This window comes from Georgenia thermotolerans (genome assembly GCF_009193185.1).
Taxonomy (GTDB): Bacteria; Actinomycetota; Actinomycetes; order Actinomycetales; family Actinomycetaceae; genus Georgenia; species Georgenia thermotolerans.
This window is the reverse complement of sequence record NZ_VUKF01000007.1, coordinates 91,621-108,757: the sequence shown is the minus strand read 5'-3', so window position 1 is coordinate 108,757 and position 17,137 is coordinate 91,621. Positions and strand designations below refer to the sequence as shown.

Below are 17,137 nucleotides of genomic sequence, written 5' to 3'. Positions count from 1 at the left end.
CCCTCTCGTACCTGGAGGACCGGTGGGGGCCGGCGGCGGACGCCGCCGGCCCCCACACCCGTCCTACCGTCGGATGATGCCCAGGGTGTCGGTACCGTTGCCGTCCCAGTCCCCCAGCAGCACCTCGTCCGTCGGGTTGCCGTACGTCACCACGCGGTCCGCGTCCCCGGACGTCAGCGAGTTCCGCAAGTGGTAGACGTTCCCGCGGCGCACCCCGAGGCTGTCACCGCCCTTGCCGTCCCAGTTGCCGACCACGAGCGTGTCTCCCGGGTTGCCGTAGTAGAGGACCCGGTCGGCGTAGCCGCTGCTGATGGAGTTCTTGACGTGGAACTGGTTGCCCCGGCGCACCGCGAACGTGTCCACGCCGTCACCGTCCCAGTCGCCCACCACGATCTCGTCGCCGGGGTTGCCGTAGGCGATGACCCGGTCCGCGTAGCCGCTGCTGATGGAGTTCTTGACGTGGAACTGGTTGCCCCGGCGCACCGCGAACGTGTCCACGCCGTCACCGTCCCAGTCGCCCACCAGGATCGTGTCCCCCGGGTTGCCGTAGGAGATCGCCTTCTCCGCCACGCCGCTGGTGTTGGAGTTCCGGAAGTGGAAGACGTTGCCGCGACGGATCGCCAGACTGTCCCCGTTCCGTCCGTCCCAGTCGCCCACGAGGAAGGTGTCGGTCCGGTCGCCGAAGTTGAACGCCGTGTCCGCGTAGCCGGTGAAGGAGTTGTTGAGGTGGATGAGGTAGCGGGGTTGGGGCGGCTCGACCGGCGCCCACCACGACGAGCGCAGACCGAAGCGGAAGACCGCCTCGTTGTTCGGCAGCGTCGCCGACCCTGAGGTGCACTCCACCCTGGCCCCCGTGATCCGCCCGCCAAGGTCGCCACGGCCGTCGCGGGACGTGATGACGAGTCGCTGGAGGGAGCCGCCGGCCGGGCAGTGCGCCTGGACGGCCGAGACGGGAAGCCGCGCGGTCCAGGAGGAGACGGGGTCGCCGGTCGCGACCCCGCTGTACGGGTCCGGCCGCGCCGCCAGGTACGGCCGCGTGCTGTCACCGCGCGAGTACCCGCCGTTGGACGATGAGAACTGCGTGAAGGCGGCCGCGCCGCCGTACCACCGCGCATGGCCGTAGGTCTTCTCGACGGCATCGCTCGCGCGGGCGTCCTCCTTCATGAAGACGGTCGCCCCGGTGTCGGACACGTCGGCCCGTCCGCCGTACACCTGGCACTGGTCGGTGTCGCACAGGTCGAAGTGACCGGTGCTGCGCTTGACCGAGAGCGCGTACGTCCGCGCCGCCACGGCCTGGGCCTGGACGGCGGCCGGGCGCCAGCTCGCCGGCATCTCCCGCGGCACGACGCCGTAGAGGTAGAGCTGCATGCCGACGTGGTTGACCACGTCGAACGTATTCGTGCTGCCGATGCGGACGAGCCGGAAGTACCCGTGATAGTAGGTGCCGGTGGTCGCCGTCGGGGAGTCGGCAAGCACCACGCCCGTGCCGTAGTCCGCACCGGGCGTCGCCCGCACGTCGAGCGTGTTGCCGGTGCGCCTCACAGTCGACTGGCCCGGCCGCTCGATGATCCAGCCTGCGGCGTCGAGCGTGATCGTCACCTTGCCGGCCAGCGTGGTGTCGGCGGCCGTGAGCGGGCCACCGGTTCCCGACGTGCTCCAGAAGGACGCCTTCGACGGTGTTCCGAAGGACCGGAGCTGCACCCGGAGCTCGTCGTTGCCGACGTTCTGCTTGGTCGTGCCCGGGTAGTAGAACGCGAGGATCTGGTCCGCGCTGAGGCCCTGCTGCGCCGCGCCCTGGGCGCCCCACTGCGACAGCCCCTTGCCGTGGCCCCAGCCGTGGCCGCGCACGTCCCAGTACCCCGAGGCCGGCGGGGGGTAGATCGCCTCCTCGGCGGCCGCCCCGCTCGAGGTGGCCACCACTCCTCCGACGGCGAGGCCCGCCGACAGCACGGCACCGACGAAGCCGCGGATCTTCCTACCCATGTTCCCCCGATCGAGGCCTGCACCAAGGTCCGTCCGATAATGGACTCTTCCACAGGCATCGGCACCGCGGGACCGAAATTGAGGTACCAGCTACTTTCCGACGGCGTCCCAGTTGATCTCGTACAGCTGGACGCCGGGGTTGGAGTAGACCAGCCGGAAGATGTCCGGCTCATCGGCCACGTCGTCCAGACCGGGCGACCGCTCGACGTCGGGGAGAAGGAACCCCTCCGAGAGCCAGACGTGCGTGATGTGCAGCTCCCGAGCGATCCGCTGGACCTCCGGGTCGTCCGCGATCCGGTCGAACCGGGCGTCGAGGATCGCGTGCTCGGGCGTGTTCCCGTCGGGGCCCATGTGCCCGTAGACCGGGTGCACCCCGCTCACCGCGTACATCAGGGCCGAGCCGTCCCGGAAGTCGTTCATCACGCGCTCGCCCCGCCCCACGTAGCGCGGCAGCTCGTTCATGCCGGCGCGCTCGTTCTCGGTCACCGTCGGGCCGAGCGAGTAGCGGTACAGCATGGCGTCGCGGTTCCGCAGGAAGTACGCGTGCTCGGTGACGCTGTAGAAGCCGGCCGCAACGACGGCGGCCGCCACCGCGGCGCCGACGGCGGCCAGCGTGCCGCGGCGGGCCAGCACCACGCCGGGGGTCCAGCCCGTGCGCAGCACGAGCCACCGGGCTCCCTGGAGCAATGCGTCGGAGAGGACCCCGACGAACACCGGCGCCGCCACCGCGACGAGGGCCGACAGGCGCAGCTGGTCGTTCCACCAGAAGTTGGTGAGCGTCAGGGACAGGTCGGAGTCGACCGCGACGGCAAGGACGTACAGGCCGACGCTTCCCACCATGCCGACCGCGAGGGCGACGGCCACGCCGTAGCGGCGCAGCAGCAGCACGGCGGCCAGGACGCCGGCCCAGACCAGGACCGCCAGCGTGAGCTGCACGGTGTCGCGGTAGCCGGTGCCGAACAGCAACCCGGTGCGGACGCCCTCCTGAAGGGTCTTGACGGCCGGCCAGTCGTGGGGCTGCCCGTTGCTCAGGGTCTGCTGGATGCCGATGGCCGTCGGCACGATCATCGCGGCGATGAGCACGGCGCTCAGGCCGCCCCAGCCGAGGAGCCTGAGGCGGTCCGCACCGGCGAGGAGCAGGAGGACGACGATGACGGGCGCACCGTAGACCAGCAGGCTCGCGGCCGCGGACGTGTGCGTGCTCACCGCGCCCATGGCGGCGACGGCCAAGACCGCGGCATCGGCCGGGCGGCGCCTGCGTGCGCCTTCGACGAGCATCGCCAGAATCGCCGGCACCAGGACGAGCGACTGGGTGAAGGGCACCAGCCCCCGCCAGATGAGCTCATAGGGCAGGGCCGTGAAGCTCGTGGAGACCAGCGCGGCGACCCCCGATCCGAGCGGTCCGGCGCCCGCCGCGCGGGTGAGCGCGGCGGCGCCGAGCGGCAGGGAGAGCATCCAGAGCGCGATGTGGGCGTGCATGGCGACGATCGCGCCGGTGCCCGCCAGCTGGGACGTCAGCGCCGCGAGGGCGTGGAAGGCGGCGGGATAGTACGTCGGCACCGTGGAGGCGTACGCGTTGACCCCGGCCAGGCCCTCGGCCGTGCCGACGCCTGTGTCGGCGATGAACCGGATGGCGTTGGCCTGGAAGACTGCGTCGTAGTCCTGCGGGATGACGTAGAAGTTCTGCGACGCCGAGAGGTAGGCGCGCAGGCCCACCACCACGGCTACGGCGACCAGCACCGCCAGGAAGATGGCGCCGGCGGCGGACCAGCGCCGGACCGGCGGCTCCCCGGGCCCGGGGAGGCGGCGCCGGACGAGGAACAGCACCCCGCCCAGCGCGGCGGACACCACGGGGAGCCACCACACCGACCATCGCCAGCCCACGAGGCCCGCGGCTCCGGTACCCAGATAGGTGATGAAGAGCGTGACCGCGGGGCTCAGCGCCAGGAGGAGCAGCGGGCGCACCCGGGCGGCGAGCAGTACCACCGCGCCGGGCACCCACGTCAGCACCAACGCGACGCCGAGGGTGGTCATCACGTCGACGGCGCTCACGACCGCACGCTCCCGGCCACGGACAGCGGTCGGTCACCGCCGCGGCGACCGCCGCTCGGAGGCGCCACGGTCATCGCACCGTCCGGGCGGACTTGACCTCGGGCTTGAAGACCAGGCCGCGCGCGGCGGCCTTGAGGAGCCGCAGGCGCAGCGAGCGCGGCACGCCGCTGCCCCTCATCTGCTTGATCATGTTCTCGGCGAGCGAGGCGAGGATGGTCGGGCTCCGGAACTTCACCGCGGACGCCACCTGGTTACGCGCGCCGTACTCGAACTTCCAGATGTTCTTCTCGTTGACGTCGCCCCAGTTCACACCGCGGTTCTGCGGGAGCTGGTGGTCCACCTTGGACTCGGCGACGAAAATGCCGGGCCGGTACTTGGACAGGCGGTGGGTGTACTCGGCGTCGTCGTACCAGATGAAGAAGTTCGCCGAGGGAAGCCCCATCGCGTGGATCGCCTCGCGGGTGATGAGCGCCGAGACGAACGAGCAGGACTTCATCAGCGTGTAGCTCGCGCCCAGGGCGAGGGGCCGCGCCCAGTCCCAGGTGGGGTCGGGGACGTTCATCTCGCACAACGCGCCGTCCTTGCTCCACAGCACCATCGAGCACGCGAAGCTGGGCAGGAAGCCGAGGCGCTCCTCTGCGTCCTCGAGCGAGCTCACCAGCGGGCCGAGCGCGCCGGGGCGGGGCACCGTGTCGTCGTCCATGAGCCAGACGGCGTCCATCCCCAGCCCGTAGGCCACATCGGTGCCCTCGGAGAAGCCACCGGCGCCGCCGGTGTTCGTCGCCAGATGCTTGATGGTGGTCGGCACCGTGAAATCACGGGCCTCGAGGTACTCCCGGGTCCCGTCCGTCGACGCGTTGTTGATGATGACCAGGTGGTCGACCGGGCGCTCCTGGGCCTCCAGGGCGTCCAGGGTCTCCCCCAGCATGCCCAACCGGTTGAACGTGACGACGACGGCTCCGACCTGCATCAGGCCTGCTCCTTCTCGGGTGCGTAGTAGGTGGTGAGGTACTGACCTGCGGGCTCGGTGGCGCAGAGTCCCTGCAGCAGCCGACGCTGGTCGGCGCGCACCCGGGCCCGCGCCCCGCGGTCGACCGCGAGGCGCTCCAGCGCGCGACGGGCGCCGGTGAGGAACCCGCGGGGGGCGCGCGGCACGAGCATGAGGGGCGGGATCACCGATCGCTGGCTGCCGACGTCGGCCGAGAGCACCAGGACGTCGTGCTGGTCCGCCTCCAGGGTCGTGAGGGTGAGCCCCTCGTTGTCCGACGAGACGACCAGGACGTCAACGTCGGCGAAGAACTGCTCCGCCGGGCCCCACTCGCGTCGCTCGATGACGCCGCCGAGACCCGCGCGGGCGATCTGCTCGTCGACGAAGCCGCCGAGCGCCCCGGAGCCCTGCATGAGGAAGCTGAACGAGCCCGGATGTGCCTTGTGGAGGCGGCGGGCCAGCTCGACGAAGAGGAAGGGCCGCTTCTGCGGCGCCAGCCGGCCGAGGAAGCCCACCCGCAGGGGGCCCTCGCCCCGGGCCGTGGACTCCGCGAGGACCGGTTCCCCGCCCTGCGCACCGTCCGCGGCGGCGCCCACGCCCGCCAGGTCGGTCAGGGGCCGGTACGCCACCTTCCCCGGCGCCACCCGCGCGTCCAGGAGGTACAGGTCCCGCAGCGCGGGGCTGATGACGTGGTGAACGTCGATCAGGTGGGACAGCTCCAGGCTCTGGCGCACGAACCCGCCGGTGCGGTGCTCGACGATGTGGACGCTGTCCATGACGGCCGCCCGCGGGGCGAGGTGGCGCAGCTCCGGCAGGAACCCGTACGCCCGTGCCGAGTGATGGATGTGCACGTGACGGACGTCGTGCGCCGCGAGCAGGCCGTGGAGGAACGGGCCCCAGTCCTCCTCGTCCAGCGTGTTCGCGGCCAGGTACACGTAAGGCGTGATGGCGAGCGCCTTGGCGAGAGCGCGCTGCGGGGCGCTGCGGTCCACCGTGATGACGACCTCGAGGCCGGTGTCCCGCGCGATCTCCGCCGACCGGAACGCCCAGGACTCGGCGCCGCCGGACTCCAGCCAGTGCATCGCCACCCAGACCGCGGGGCGTCGGGTCGTGCCCCCCGCTGTCCCCGCCCGGCCGCGCGTGGCCGGCGCGGTGCGCGCACCGCGAAGCGCCTGGGCCTTGGGGACCATCGGCGACCGCGCCGCCGGCGCGGTGTTGTTCCGGCTCTGACGCCAGGTGTCCAGCGCGACGGGCGCGCGCCGGTAGAGCCGGGAGTACAGCCGCCCGGCCAGCCGGCGCACCGGGTCCGTGGGCGCGATGAAGTGGAGGTCGCCCTCGGCCTGAAGCAGCTCGGCCCGCGGGACCTGCAGCACGCGGCTGACCGGATCGGCGGTGGTCTTGGCGCCGCGATGACGGTGGGGCGCCGAGAGCGAGAGCCGCCCGGCACCGCCCTGCCCGGCGAAGAGCGCGCCCGCCGTCGCGGGGTCAAGCCGGACCCCCGCCGGCATCGGCTCGTTGCCGTCGACCTTCAGCGTCAGCTCGTAGCCGCGGCCGGGATACGCCACCTCCAGCGCCCGCACCGCGGCCACCAGCCAGGCGGTCCCCACGGCCTGGACCGCGGCCACGCCGTCCTCGGTCAGGGTCAGCGCGACGTCCCGATCCGGATAGGCCGCCTGGACCTCGCTCAGCAGGGTGTCGATCACGCCCGCGCTCACCTCTCCCCCCTCATCGTTGCGACCGCCTCGTCGATCGGGCCGTCCATCACCATCCGCCCGCGCTCGAGGAGGATGCCCCGGCTGCACAGCCGGGCGACCATGTCGAGGTCGTGGCTGACGATGACGAGGGCCTTGCCCGCGTCGCGCAGCTCACGGATCTTGGCCAGACACTTTTTCTGGAACGGCTCGTCCCCGACGGCGAGGATCTCGTCCACGAGAAACACGTCAGGGTCGGTGTGCACGGCCACGGCGAACGCCAGCCGCAGGAACATGCCCGAGGAGTAGAACTTCACCTCGGTGTCGATGAACTCCTCGATCTCGGAGAAGGCGACGATCTCGTCGAACTTCTCATCGATCTGCTGCTCGGTCATGCCCAGGATCGCGCCGTTGAGGTACACGTTCTCCCGGCCGGTGAGGTCCGGGTGGAAGCCAGCGCCGACCTCGATGAGGCCGGCGATGTTCCCGCGCACCCGGATCTTCCCGGTATCGGGGCGCATGACGCCGGAGACGAGCTTGAGCAGCGTGGACTTGCCCGAGCCGTTGAGGCCGAGCAGCGCGACGGCCTCGCCGTCGCCCACGGTGAAGGAGATGTCGTGCAGGGCGACGAAGTCGTCGCTGCGGGCCTCCTTGCGGCCCTTGAGGTTCCACACCACCCAGTCCTTGGCCGTGTGGGTGTGGCGCAGCGTGAAGTGCTTGGCGACGTCGTCGACGACGATGCGGGGCATGTGGTCGAGGGTCATCACAGCTCCTGCGCGAACCGGCCGTCGAGACGGCGAAACACCCACTCGCCGAGGACCAAGGTCAGCACCGAGATGAGCGCGGCCAGACCCACCCACATGCCGAGGTTCGGCACGCCGACGTACTGGGCGCCGTTGGTCGGGGCCCAGAAGCAGTAGTGGAACAGCTCGACGATCGGGGTGAGCGGGTTGAGCTGGTAGACGGTCCACACCCAGCTGTCGCCGACGACGTCGCGGACCGCGGTCCACTGGTACAGCACCGGCGAGGCCCAGGTGGCCACCATCAGCAGCAGGTCGACGATGTTCTCCGCGTCGCGGAACATCACGTTGACCGCGCCGAAAACCAGCCCCAGGCCGAGGGAGAAGATCGCGAGGATGACGAAGCCGAGCACGCCGGCCCCGAGCTGGACCAGCGACGGGCTCCAGCCGGTGAGCAGCGCCCCGATGACGAGCACGACGAGCTGCGGGATGAAGTGGATGAACGCCACCCACAGGGCGGAGACGGAGAAGAGCTCCCGCGGCAGGTAGATCTTCTTCACGAGGGCGTTGTTGCCCACGATGGCCCGGGTGGCGTTGCCGAAGGCCTCGCCGAAGAAGTTGACGACGACGATCCCGGCGAAGAGGTAGACGGCGAAGTTGTCCACCGCCCGGTTCATCTGCAGGAAGACGCCGACCGCGAAGTAGTAGACGACGAACTGCACCGCGGGCTTGACGTAGGACCACAGCATGCCGAGGACGGAGCCGCGGTAGCGCACCCGCAGGTCCTTGCGGACCAGGAGCTTGAGCAGGAACCGTTGCCGGACGACGTCGAACAGGCCGCTGCCGCGGCCCGGTTCGACGAACGTGTCGGCGGGGAGCGTGCCGGCGCTCACTCGTCGACACCGCCGCTGGTCAGCAGGGCGTGCTCGCGGAAGTGCGGCGTGAGCTTGTTGTCCACGGTCGACAGCGCGGCGCCGATGGCCATGTGCATGTCGAGGTACTTGTAGGTGCCCAGCCGGCCGCCGAAGATCACGCCGTCCTCGCCCTTGCCGAGGTCGCGGTACTTCAGCAGCCGCTCCCTGTCGTCGGCGGTGTTGACCGGGTAGTACGGCTCGTCGCCGCGCTCGGCGAAGCGGGAGTACTCGCGCATGATGACCGTCTTGTCCGTCGGGTAGTCCCGCTCGGGGTGGAAGTGCCGGAACTCGTGGATGCGCGTGTAGGGCACGTCCTCGTCGCCGTAGTTCATCACCGACGTGCCCTGGAAGTCGCCGACGGGGAGCACCTCCTCCTCGAAGTCGAGGGTGCGCCAGCTCAGCTCGCCCTCGGCGTAGTCGAAGTAGCGGTCCACCGGCCCCGTGTAGACGACCGGCACCTGGCCGACGACGGCGGCCTTGTTCACGGGCTGGGTGGTGTCGAAGAAGTCGGTGTCCAGCCGGACCTCGATGTTGGGGTGGTCGGCCATGCGCTCGAGCCACGCGGTGTACCCGTCCACCGGCAGGCCCTCGTGGGTGTCGTTGAAGTAGCGGTTGTTGTACGTGTACCGCACCGGCAGGCGGGAGATGATCCCGGCAGGCAGGTCCTTGGGGTCGGTCTGCCACTGCTTGGCGGTGTACCCCTTGATGAAGGCCTCGTAGAGCGGGCGCCCGATGAGCTGGATGCCCTTGTCGTTGAGGTTCTGCGGGTCCGCCCCGGCCAGCTCGCCGGCCTGCTCCTGGATGATCGCCCGCGCCTCCTCGGGGCCGTAGGCGGCCCGGAAGAACTGGTTGATGGTGCCGAGGTTGATCGGCATGGGGTACACCTCGCCCTTGACGGTGGTGTACACGCGGTGCTGGTAGTCCGTGAACGCAGTGAAGCGGTTGACGTACTCCCACACGCGCTCGTTGGAGGTGTGGAAGAGGTGGGCACCGTAACGGTGCACCTCGATGCCGGTCGTCGCCTCCGCCTCGGAGTAGGCGTTGCCGCCGATGTGCGGGCGTCGGTCGACGACGAGCACCTTCAGGCCGTGCTCGACGGCGCACCGCTCGGCGACGGTGAGCCCGAAGAACCCGGATCCCACCACGACCAGGTCGGAATGCACGCGGGTCATCTCCTCGTGTTCTGGGAAGCGATCCCCGCAAGATTAGCCGCTGCACCTGTCCGACCCGGACGTCGGGCTACCGAAGTGAGCGATTCCACCTCACGGGCTCCGCGCCCGGCTAGCGCCGGGCGGGAGAGATCATGCGCCGGTAGGCCAGCCGGCGCGCGGGCTCCGGCACCAGCCGGTACCCGCCGCGGACCACAACGTTCCGCAGGAACTGCGGGACGGACGTGAAGCCGGCGGCCCGGAAGCGCCACTGCAGCTGCAGCTCGGCCTTGAGCAGCCGGACGCCGCCGCGGCGGCGGTAGGCGCCGGCCCCGACCCGGTAGAGGACCAGCGGCTCCGGAACGTTGGCGACCCGGGCGCCCGTGGCGATCATGCGGGCGAACAGCCAGTAGTCCTCGAGGAGGTCGAGGTGCTGGTACCCGCCGGCCCGGCTGACCGCGCTGCGCCGGTAGACCACCGACGGGTGGTTGAACGGGTCGCGGAAGCGTGCCGTCGCGGAGATCTCGGCCGCCTGCGCCGGGAGCACGCGCGACATCCCGGGCACGGCCGGGTCGTCGACGAACTCCGTGATCGCCGAGCCGAGCAGGTCGAGGCCCCCGGCGACCAGCGGGACCTGGACGGCGAAGCGTTGCGGGAGGGAGATGTCGTCGGCGTCGGCCCGCGCAACGATCTCGTGCGCGCAGGCCGCGAGGCCCCGCTCGAGGGCGACGGCGAGGCCCTGGTTGTCCGCGAGCTCGACGATCCGCACCGGCACGTCACCGGCCGGGCTCGTCGGCCCCGCCTCCTTCAGCTCGCGCAGCACCTCGGCGAGGGCCTCTCCCACCGGGCCGTCCCGGACGACCACGAGCTCGGCGGGGCGCAGCGACTGCTGCGCGGTGGCGGAGCTGACCGCCTGCCGGAAGTGACCCGCGTCGTCGCCAGCGTAGACGGGCAGCAGCACGCTGAACCCGTCAGCCACGGCGGGCCCCTCGCTCGATCTCGCGCACCTCGTCGGTGACCGCGCCCTGGTCCGCGAGCAGGGCGCTGGTGGCCTGCGGGCTGGTCGCCACACCGTCCCGCAGGCCGCGCCACCCGGCGCGCAGCAGGCGCCCCCGTTCCCGCGAGCGGGCGGCCGTGCGCGCCCACCGCACCAGGCTGGAGCCCCCGTACAGGAGCGTGTCCAGGGGGCCGAGTGCCGTGGACCGGGCGAACAGCCAGACCTTGTTGCGGACCTCGAAGTAGAACCGGTCCCCCGGGTCGGCGTCGGTGGCGCCGAAGGTACGCGTGAGGTGGCGCACCACCGAGGAGGGGACGTACAGCCCTGTCCGGCGCCGGAGCACCCGGGCGGTGTACTCGAAGTCGTCGTTCCAGATGAAGTAGGCGGCCTGGGGCAACCCGACGGCCCGCACCGCGCGGGCGTCCAGGAGCAGCGAGACGAACGACGCCGAGCGAACCTGGACCGCTCCCGCGGCGGCCGCCCGTGCCCGCCCCGCGGCCCCGGCCCCCGGCCGCGGCCGCGGGGTGTTCATGGGATGGTCCCGGCCGTCCTTCCACACCACCCGGGAGGCCAGCAGCGCCGGCTCGCCCGGGTAGGCGGCGCGCGCCCGGAGCAGCTCCTCAAGGGCGGTGGGGGTCGGCACGGTGTCGTCGTCCATGATCCACACGAGGTCCGCACGGTGGCTCTGCAGGGCGTGGGCGATCCCTGCGGCGAACCCGCCCGCCCCACCGGTGTTCCGCGTCAGGGAGACGACGTCCGGCGCCGAGAGATGGGCCGCGGCGACGGCGCCCGACCCGTCCGTCGAGGCGTTGTCCACCACCACGACCGCGTCACACGGCCGGGCCTGCGCGGCGAGCGCGTCGAGGGTCTGGCCCAGCAGCTCCCGCCTGTTGTACGCCACGACCACCGCGACGACGCGGGGCTCGGCCCTCTCCTGCCCTGAGTGCTCCACCTGTTCTCCTGCTCGACCGTGCCGCTGCGGCGGCCCGGCAAGCCTAAGGGGTGCGTGGAGGGACCTCGGGCACCGTCCCGTGGCTTTACGGGACCGACGCCTCCACAACATCTTTACCTCGATACTGACGCTTGTGCACGGAATACGACGCACCATTACCTAGGATGCAGGCTGTGCCCCGACATGCCAACGCTCGCGTGCGCCCTTCCGCCCGCAGGGCCGACGTTGCAGACGCGCCGATCCGGCACGCCCGCCGGAAGCGCCGGCACACGGCGCTCGGCCGGGCCGGCATCACCGGCCTCGCGCTCGTCCTGTTCGTCGGCACCGGCGGCGCCCTCGCCTACAGCGAGATGCAGGGGAACATCAACCGCCAGGACATCTCCAGCCTGCTGGGCAACGACCGTCCGAGCCCGGCCGCACCGGACGACGCCCTCGAGGGGCGGTGGCTCAACATCCTCATCCTTGGTTCCGACTCCCGGGCCGGCGAGAACGACGACGGCTCGGGCGTCGGCGGCATGCGCTCCGACACGGCGATGATCGCCCACATCTCCGCGGACCGATCCAGGGTGGAGCTCGTCTCCATCCCGCGCGACACCCTCGTCGACATCCCCTCCTGCACCCTGCCCAACGGCACCCAGACCCGCCCGCAGAGCCAGGCGATGTTCAACTCGGCCTTCTCGATGGGTGGGCAGAGCGGAGACGTCGGTGCCGCGGCAGCCTGCACGATCAAGACGGTGGAACAGCTCACCGGGGTGTTCATCGACGACTTCGTCGTCGTCGACTTCGCCGGCTTCATCAACATGGTCGACGCCCTCGGAGGGGTGCCCATGGATGTGCCCGAGCCCATCAACGACCCGCAGGCAGACCTTCACCTCCAGGCCGGTTACCAGGTGCTCAATGGGCACGACGCCCTCGGCTTCGCCCGGGTACGCAAGAGCGTCGGGGACGGCTCCGACATCTCTCGCATCGGCCGCCAGCAGGAGCTCGTTGCAGCTATCGCCCGGGAGGCCCTGGGCAAGAACCTTCTGACGGACCTACCCGCGCTGTACAAGTTCCTCGACGCGACGACGTCGACGCTGACCACCGGTCAGACCGTCGGTGAGATTCCCACGCTCGCCGGGCTCGCGAACTCGCTGCGCGGCCTGGACGCCGCCGGGATCGCCTTCGCCACCATGCCCTTCGACTGGGCAGGGGCACGGGTGGTGCCGGCGGACGAGGCAGACGCCATGTGGGAGGCGCTGCGCACCGATGCGCCGATCGACGCCACGCTCACCGGCACCGGAGAGGCGCCGCCCGAGCCGCCGACCGGCGAGCCCGCAGCGGGAACGCCGGCCGCATCCGGGGTGCCGGGGACGGCGGGATAGCGCGAGAACGGTTCCGCCGGCCTCCCCGCCGCACGACGCTTCGGGCCGGCGCAGGCTCTACGCTGGCACAGCCCCGGTGGGCCACTCCACCGCAGGATCGACATTGGCAGAAGGGTGGTCAGGTGGCCGAGAACGAGCGGCGCTCGTCGCTCCCCCCGAGCTTCACGCCCGGCGCGTCCGGGCGGCGCCCGGACGCGCGCGGCGCCCGGCCCGTCGGGCCCGGCCAGGAGCGGGGGGCCACGCCTCACCCCCGACGCCAGGCCGGCCCCGCCGGCGTGCGGCGTCAGTCGATCCGCGGGGCGCAGGCTCCCACGGCGCCGCCGTCGTACGCCCCGCCGGGCCGGGAGGCGAGCCGGCCCCCTCGTGCGGCGTCGGGCCGCGCCGCAGGCCCCGAGGGGCGTCCTGCTGCTGACCCGCGCGTGACGCGCCGGCGCCGTCGCCACCCCGTGCGTGCCCTCCTGGTGGTCTTGCTCGTTCTCGCGGTGGCCTGGCCCGTCGGCCTGCTGCTCTGGGCCAACGGCAAGATCCAGCACACCGAGGCGCTGTCGGGCGCCCCGGACACCCCGGGAACGACCTACCTCCTGGCCGGTTCGGACTCCCGCTCGGACGGCTCCATCCCGGACGGCACGGAGGGGCAGCGCGCCGACACCATCATGGTGCTGCACGTGCCGGCGTCGGGGACGGCGTCGCTCATCTCGCTCCCCCGCGACACCCTCGTGCAGATCCCCGATCACGGGGCGAACAAGCTCAACGCCGCCTTCTCGCTCGGCGGGCCGCCGCTACTCGTGCGGACCGTCGAGTCCCTCACGGGCCTGACCGTCGACCACTACGTCCAGATCGGCATGGGCGGGGTGCAGCACGTCGTCGACGCGGTCGGGGGCGTCGAGCTCTGCCTGGACTACGACGTGTCCGACCCGCGCAGCGAGCTCGAGTGGACGTCCGGCTGCCACCTCGCCGACGGACGTACCGCCCTCGCCTTTTCCCGGATGCGTTATGGAGACCCGAAGGGCGACATCGGCCGCGGCGAGCGGCAGCGGCAGGTGATCGGCGCCGTGGTCAAGGAGGTCGCCACCCCCGCCACGCTCCTCAACCCCGCGGACCAGGTCCAGCTCATCGACGCGGGCACCAACGCCCTCGTCGTGGACCAGGACTCCGGCATCATCGACTTGGGCCGCATGGCCCTGGCCTTCCGCTCCGCCACCGGGCCGGACGGCATCGTGGGGACGCCGCCCATCGCCAACACCGGCTATCGCCCCGGGGGCGGGCTGGGCTCGACCGTGCTTCTCGACGAGAACCGCACGCCGGGCTTTTTCGGCCGTATGCGGGATGGCACGCTGACGAAGGCGGACGTCGAGGCGCCCTGACCGCATTCGCCGCCATTGCTAGGTGTCTCGCACAGCCAATACGGTTCCGGTAAGGGCCTTCCCCATCAGCCCTGCAGACCTCTGGATGACGCGTCCGACTCGTAGACTTCGGAGACGGTCCGTGTCGACCTGCGCTACCTACCTCCGTTCTCAAAGCCATGTCAAGAACCGCTTCATTCCAGCTACTGTAGGAATTTCAGAACTGTTGCTCACTCGCGAATCCCGGGTGTATCCACCTCGGCACGTGGCACCACATCCCGCCTACCTGGCCTGGCGGTCACACCCGTCGGTCGCAGTTCCTGCCTGGCGAGAGCCAATGTGGGCCGCACTTGTGGGCGTGTCGTTCTTTCTCATTTCATACCCACGGATCGTTCTTCCGTCCATCGTGGATTCGATGTGGTGGCTCGCAGGCCTCGCACTGCTCGTCGTCCTCATCGACCACCGCCAGATCTCTCTGCGGCGCCCACCCCTAGCGATGGCAGTGTTTCTCGCCTTCTGCCTTACGTCCTTGGCCTGGTCGCTCAACCCAAGCGCGACGGCGACCTCGGTGCTGCTCTACGCGTGGATTGCCCTGCTCGCCCTAACGGTGACGTCGAACACCGACAGCAACACGCTCGCTCGCGGCATCAGGTGGGGCGGGTTGCTCACCGCATGCAGCGCCGTCAAGCCCTTCGTCACTACCCTTACCGAGACTGGGGCGACCGTCGCGAGCACTCCACTGCTTGGCGTCCACGGTAACCGGAACATCGTCTCCTACACGCTTCTTCTAGCACTCTGCGCAGGTCTCACCTACCGCCCATCGGGACGGCTGCGACGGATCCGCTGGGCGACAGCGGTGTGCGTCATCCTGGCTGTACTGCTCCTGGCCCGCTCAGCAACGGGTTACCTAGCTACGATTGCAGTACTTGCGGTCTGGGGTGGATTGACTATTTCGGCTCGTATGACACCGCGGCGTGCCGCACGTTCGCGCATTGCTGTCGCGAGTGCGACAACCGGAACTGCCATTCTCGCGGCACTGAACATCGAGCGCATCTCTGAGTTCATGGGAAGAACCTCGTCGCTGTCGGGAAGGCTGCCACTCTGGAGAGCCATCATCGAAGCCTCCGGCGATGCCGCAATTCGAGGCGACGGATGGGGTGCAGTCTGGGCGTACGCGTGGCGGCCCGCACCACCGAATGAGATGAAGCAACTCATCGACGAGCTCACGGGGTTCCCGCTCTCCCACGGCCATAACGCAGTTTTAGATTTGTTGCCGCAGGTGGGGTTGATTGGCGTAGGCATCTGCGTTCTGATCGTCCTAAGGGCTCTCGTCGTCGTGCTCATTCCTACCACCCGTGACGCAGCTGGAACCGTTGCGTGGATCGGCACGACCATCACGGCCTTGCTTGTCATGGGCGCGACGGAGCCGATGTTCACCGTGCCATTAGGCTGGTTCCTTCTCGTCGCGTGCGCCACACGCGCCGAGGAAGTCGGCGGTATTCGGCACCGATCAGCGAGGATCTCTGAGGTCTCATCGCGCGGCAGGACAGGTTCCACGCAGGACAGGTTCCACACGGACTACGGGATTGAAGTTGGGCAGGCGAGGAATACAGCCTCGCCGCCCGTGAAGCGCGGACCGTTCCGCGTTGAGTAGGGCTTCGAGGATCCTAGCCGTGCCCCGGTTACGTTCCGTTATGGCCCTTTGCCGCTAGTCGTCGATGATCCGGCGGGTGTTGCCGCCGGGATTGTTGGGTGACTGGTGATCGCTGATAGGGGCCGCACCAGACAGACACCCTTGGGGTGCGGAGTCGCTTTCGTAACGCGGATGGCGACGTCAGCCGCCGCGGAAGGACCAGTTGAGCAGCGGCGCGGCAACGGAGGGCAGATGATCCCGGAACACCAGCACGTCGACGTCTCCGTCGGGCTCGATGTCGGCAAGAGCGACCACCACGCCGTTGCGCTCGACCGGGCCGGGACGGTCCCCTACGACCGAGCCGTGCCCAACGACGAGGCGAAGCTGTGGGCGATCCTCGCCGACCTCCCCACGCACGGCTTAGTCCTGGTGGTCGTGGACCAGCCCGCCGCCATCGGGGCGGGTGTGTCAGATGGTCTGTGTAGTGGCGGTTACTGAATGCTGGCGCTTACGCGCCGGCGTGAGGAGGCCCGATGATCCTGACGAACCCGACCGGAAACGCGCCCTGGACGGCCCCACGGGGCCGGGAGAGGCTAATTGGGTGCCCGCGGATGAGGAGGGCCGGGACCGGCCCCATACGCCCGCCGGCGAGCTGTGGGCGACGACCTCATCGACGACCTGATCGCCCGCGCGGGGACAGGGCGGGATCGCGGTGACGGGCGAGGGGCTTCCTGCCCGAGCTGATCCGTTCGGTCCTTGAGCGCGGGCTCGCCGCGGAGCTGTCCGATCACCTCGGCTACGAGCGGGGCGATCCGGCAGGGCGCGGCTCACCGAACTCCCGCAACGGCTCGACGGACAAGACGCCGCAGAGCGAGGTCGGCCAGGTCCCGCTGAGCACCCCGCGGGAGCGGGCGGGCACCTTCGAACCGCGCCTGGCGCCCAAGGGCACCCGCCGCCTGACCGGGCTCGACGAGATGATCGTCAGCCTCTACGCCGGCGGGATGACCGTGCAAGAATCCAGACCCACCTGGCCCGCACGCTGCGCACCGAGCTGTCCCATGAGACGATCGCGAACAACACCGACGCGGTCCTGGAGGAGGTCACGGCCTGGCAGTCCGGCCGCTGGACCCGGTCTGGCAGGTGATCTTTCTCGACGCGCTCGTGGTCAAGGTCAACGACGGCGCCCCCGTCGTTAACCGCGCCCCACACATCGCCGTCGGGATCGACACCTAGGGCATCAAGCACGTCCTGGGCATCTGGGTCCAGGCCAGCGAGGGCACTCCTCTGGGGCGACGCGATGTACCGGCAGGCCCTCTCATCCCCGCGCTTGCC

The 17,137-nt window shown here is 70.4% G+C and carries 12 protein-coding genes and 2 pseudogenes; 5 read left to right on the top strand and 9 right to left on the bottom strand.

Features of this window, described 5'->3' with window-relative positions:
• Positions 1-63: 63 nt before the first annotated feature.
• From GD970_RS05090 to GD970_RS05050, 9 genes are all read right to left on the bottom strand, one after another.
• Positions 64-1,983 carry a SpoIID/LytB domain-containing protein gene (locus GD970_RS05090; protein ID WP_152201586.1) on the bottom strand — a complete coding sequence of 640 codons (1,920 nt, stop codon included), beginning with the start codon at positions 1,981-1,983 and terminating at the stop codon, positions 64-66.
• Positions 1,984-2,073: 90 nt separating this feature from the next.
• Positions 2,074-4,035, bottom strand: coding sequence for a DUF6541 family protein (locus GD970_RS05085; RefSeq protein WP_152201584.1), 1,962 nt, complete (start codon positions 4,033-4,035; stop codon positions 2,074-2,076).
• Between the two features lie 70 nt (positions 4,036-4,105).
• Positions 4,106-5,005 carry a glycosyltransferase family 2 protein gene (locus GD970_RS05080; protein ID WP_152201582.1) on the bottom strand — a complete coding sequence of 300 codons (900 nt, stop codon included), beginning with the start codon at positions 5,003-5,005 and terminating at the stop codon, positions 4,106-4,108.
• Complete coding sequence (locus GD970_RS05075) at positions 5,005-6,726, bottom strand: glycosyltransferase (RefSeq protein WP_152201580.1); 1,722 nt, start codon at positions 6,724-6,726, stop codon at positions 5,005-5,007. Before GD970_RS05075 ends, GD970_RS05080 begins: the two co-directional genes overlap by 1 nt.
• Positions 6,727-6,734: 8 nt before the next feature.
• Complete coding sequence (locus GD970_RS05070; RefSeq protein WP_152201577.1) at positions 6,735-7,478, bottom strand: ABC transporter ATP-binding protein; 744 nt, start codon at positions 7,476-7,478, stop codon at positions 6,735-6,737.
• Positions 7,478-8,347 (bottom strand): ABC transporter permease, encoded by an 870-nt coding sequence (locus GD970_RS05065; RefSeq protein ID WP_152201574.1) that lies wholly within the window; start codon positions 8,345-8,347, stop codon positions 7,478-7,480. Before GD970_RS05065 ends, GD970_RS05070 begins: the two co-directional genes overlap by 1 nt.
• Positions 8,344-9,531, bottom strand: a complete 1,188-nt coding sequence (gene glf / locus GD970_RS05060) for a UDP-galactopyranose mutase (RefSeq protein WP_152201571.1) — start codon at positions 9,529-9,531, stop codon at positions 8,344-8,346. The genes GD970_RS05065 and glf overlap by 4 nt, the downstream gene beginning before the upstream one ends.
• A 118-nt stretch (positions 9,532-9,649) precedes the next feature.
• Positions 9,650-10,495 carry a glycosyltransferase gene (locus GD970_RS05055; protein ID WP_152201568.1) on the bottom strand — a complete coding sequence of 282 codons (846 nt, stop codon included), beginning with the start codon at positions 10,493-10,495 and terminating at the stop codon, positions 9,650-9,652.
• Positions 10,488-11,465, bottom strand: coding sequence for a glycosyltransferase (locus GD970_RS05050; protein ID WP_226925173.1), 978 nt, complete (start codon positions 11,463-11,465; stop codon positions 10,488-10,490). Before GD970_RS05050 ends, GD970_RS05055 begins: the two co-directional genes overlap by 8 nt.
• A 197-nt stretch (positions 11,466-11,662) precedes the next feature.
• Between GD970_RS05050 and GD970_RS05045 the strand changes: the two genes are divergently transcribed.
• The 5 genes and pseudogenes from GD970_RS05045 to GD970_RS05025 all read left to right on the top strand — a co-directional run.
• Positions 11,663-12,829, top strand: a complete 1,167-nt coding sequence (locus tag GD970_RS05045; RefSeq protein ID WP_211489776.1) for an LCP family protein — start codon at positions 11,663-11,665, stop codon at positions 12,827-12,829.
• A gap of 461 nt (positions 12,830-13,290) precedes the next feature.
• The gene (locus GD970_RS05040; protein WP_226925172.1) at positions 13,291-14,193 is read left to right on the top strand and encodes an LCP family protein; all 903 of its coding nucleotides are present in this window, start codon (positions 13,291-13,293) and stop codon (positions 14,191-14,193) included.
• A 337-nt stretch (positions 14,194-14,530) separates the two neighbouring features.
• On the top strand, positions 14,531-15,826 hold the full coding sequence (locus GD970_RS05035) for an O-antigen ligase family protein (protein WP_152201561.1): 1,296 nt from the start codon (positions 14,531-14,533) through the stop codon (positions 15,824-15,826).
• 231 nt (positions 15,827-16,057) lie between these two features.
• Positions 16,058-16,267: pseudogene (locus tag GD970_RS05030) on the top strand (IS110 family transposase); the annotation flags it as partial.
• A 235-nt stretch (positions 16,268-16,502) separates the two neighbouring features.
• A pseudogene (locus GD970_RS05025) lies at positions 16,503-17,035 on the top strand (transposase); the annotation flags it as partial.
• Positions 17,036-17,137: the final 102 nt, after the last annotated feature.

Excerpts from the sequence above, each read along its gene's own strand:
- GD970_RS05090 (WP_152201586.1), bottom strand. The coding sequence starts at position 1,983 with ATGGGTAGGAAGATCCGCGGCTTCGTCGGTGCCGTGCTGTCGGCGGGC.
- GD970_RS05080 (WP_152201582.1), bottom strand. The coding sequence starts at position 5,005 with ATGCAGGTCGGAGCCGTCGTCGTCACGTTCAACCGGTTGGGCATGCTG.
- GD970_RS05070 (WP_152201577.1), bottom strand. The coding sequence starts at position 7,478 with ATGACCCTCGACCACATGCCCCGCATCGTCGTCGACGACGTCGCCAAG.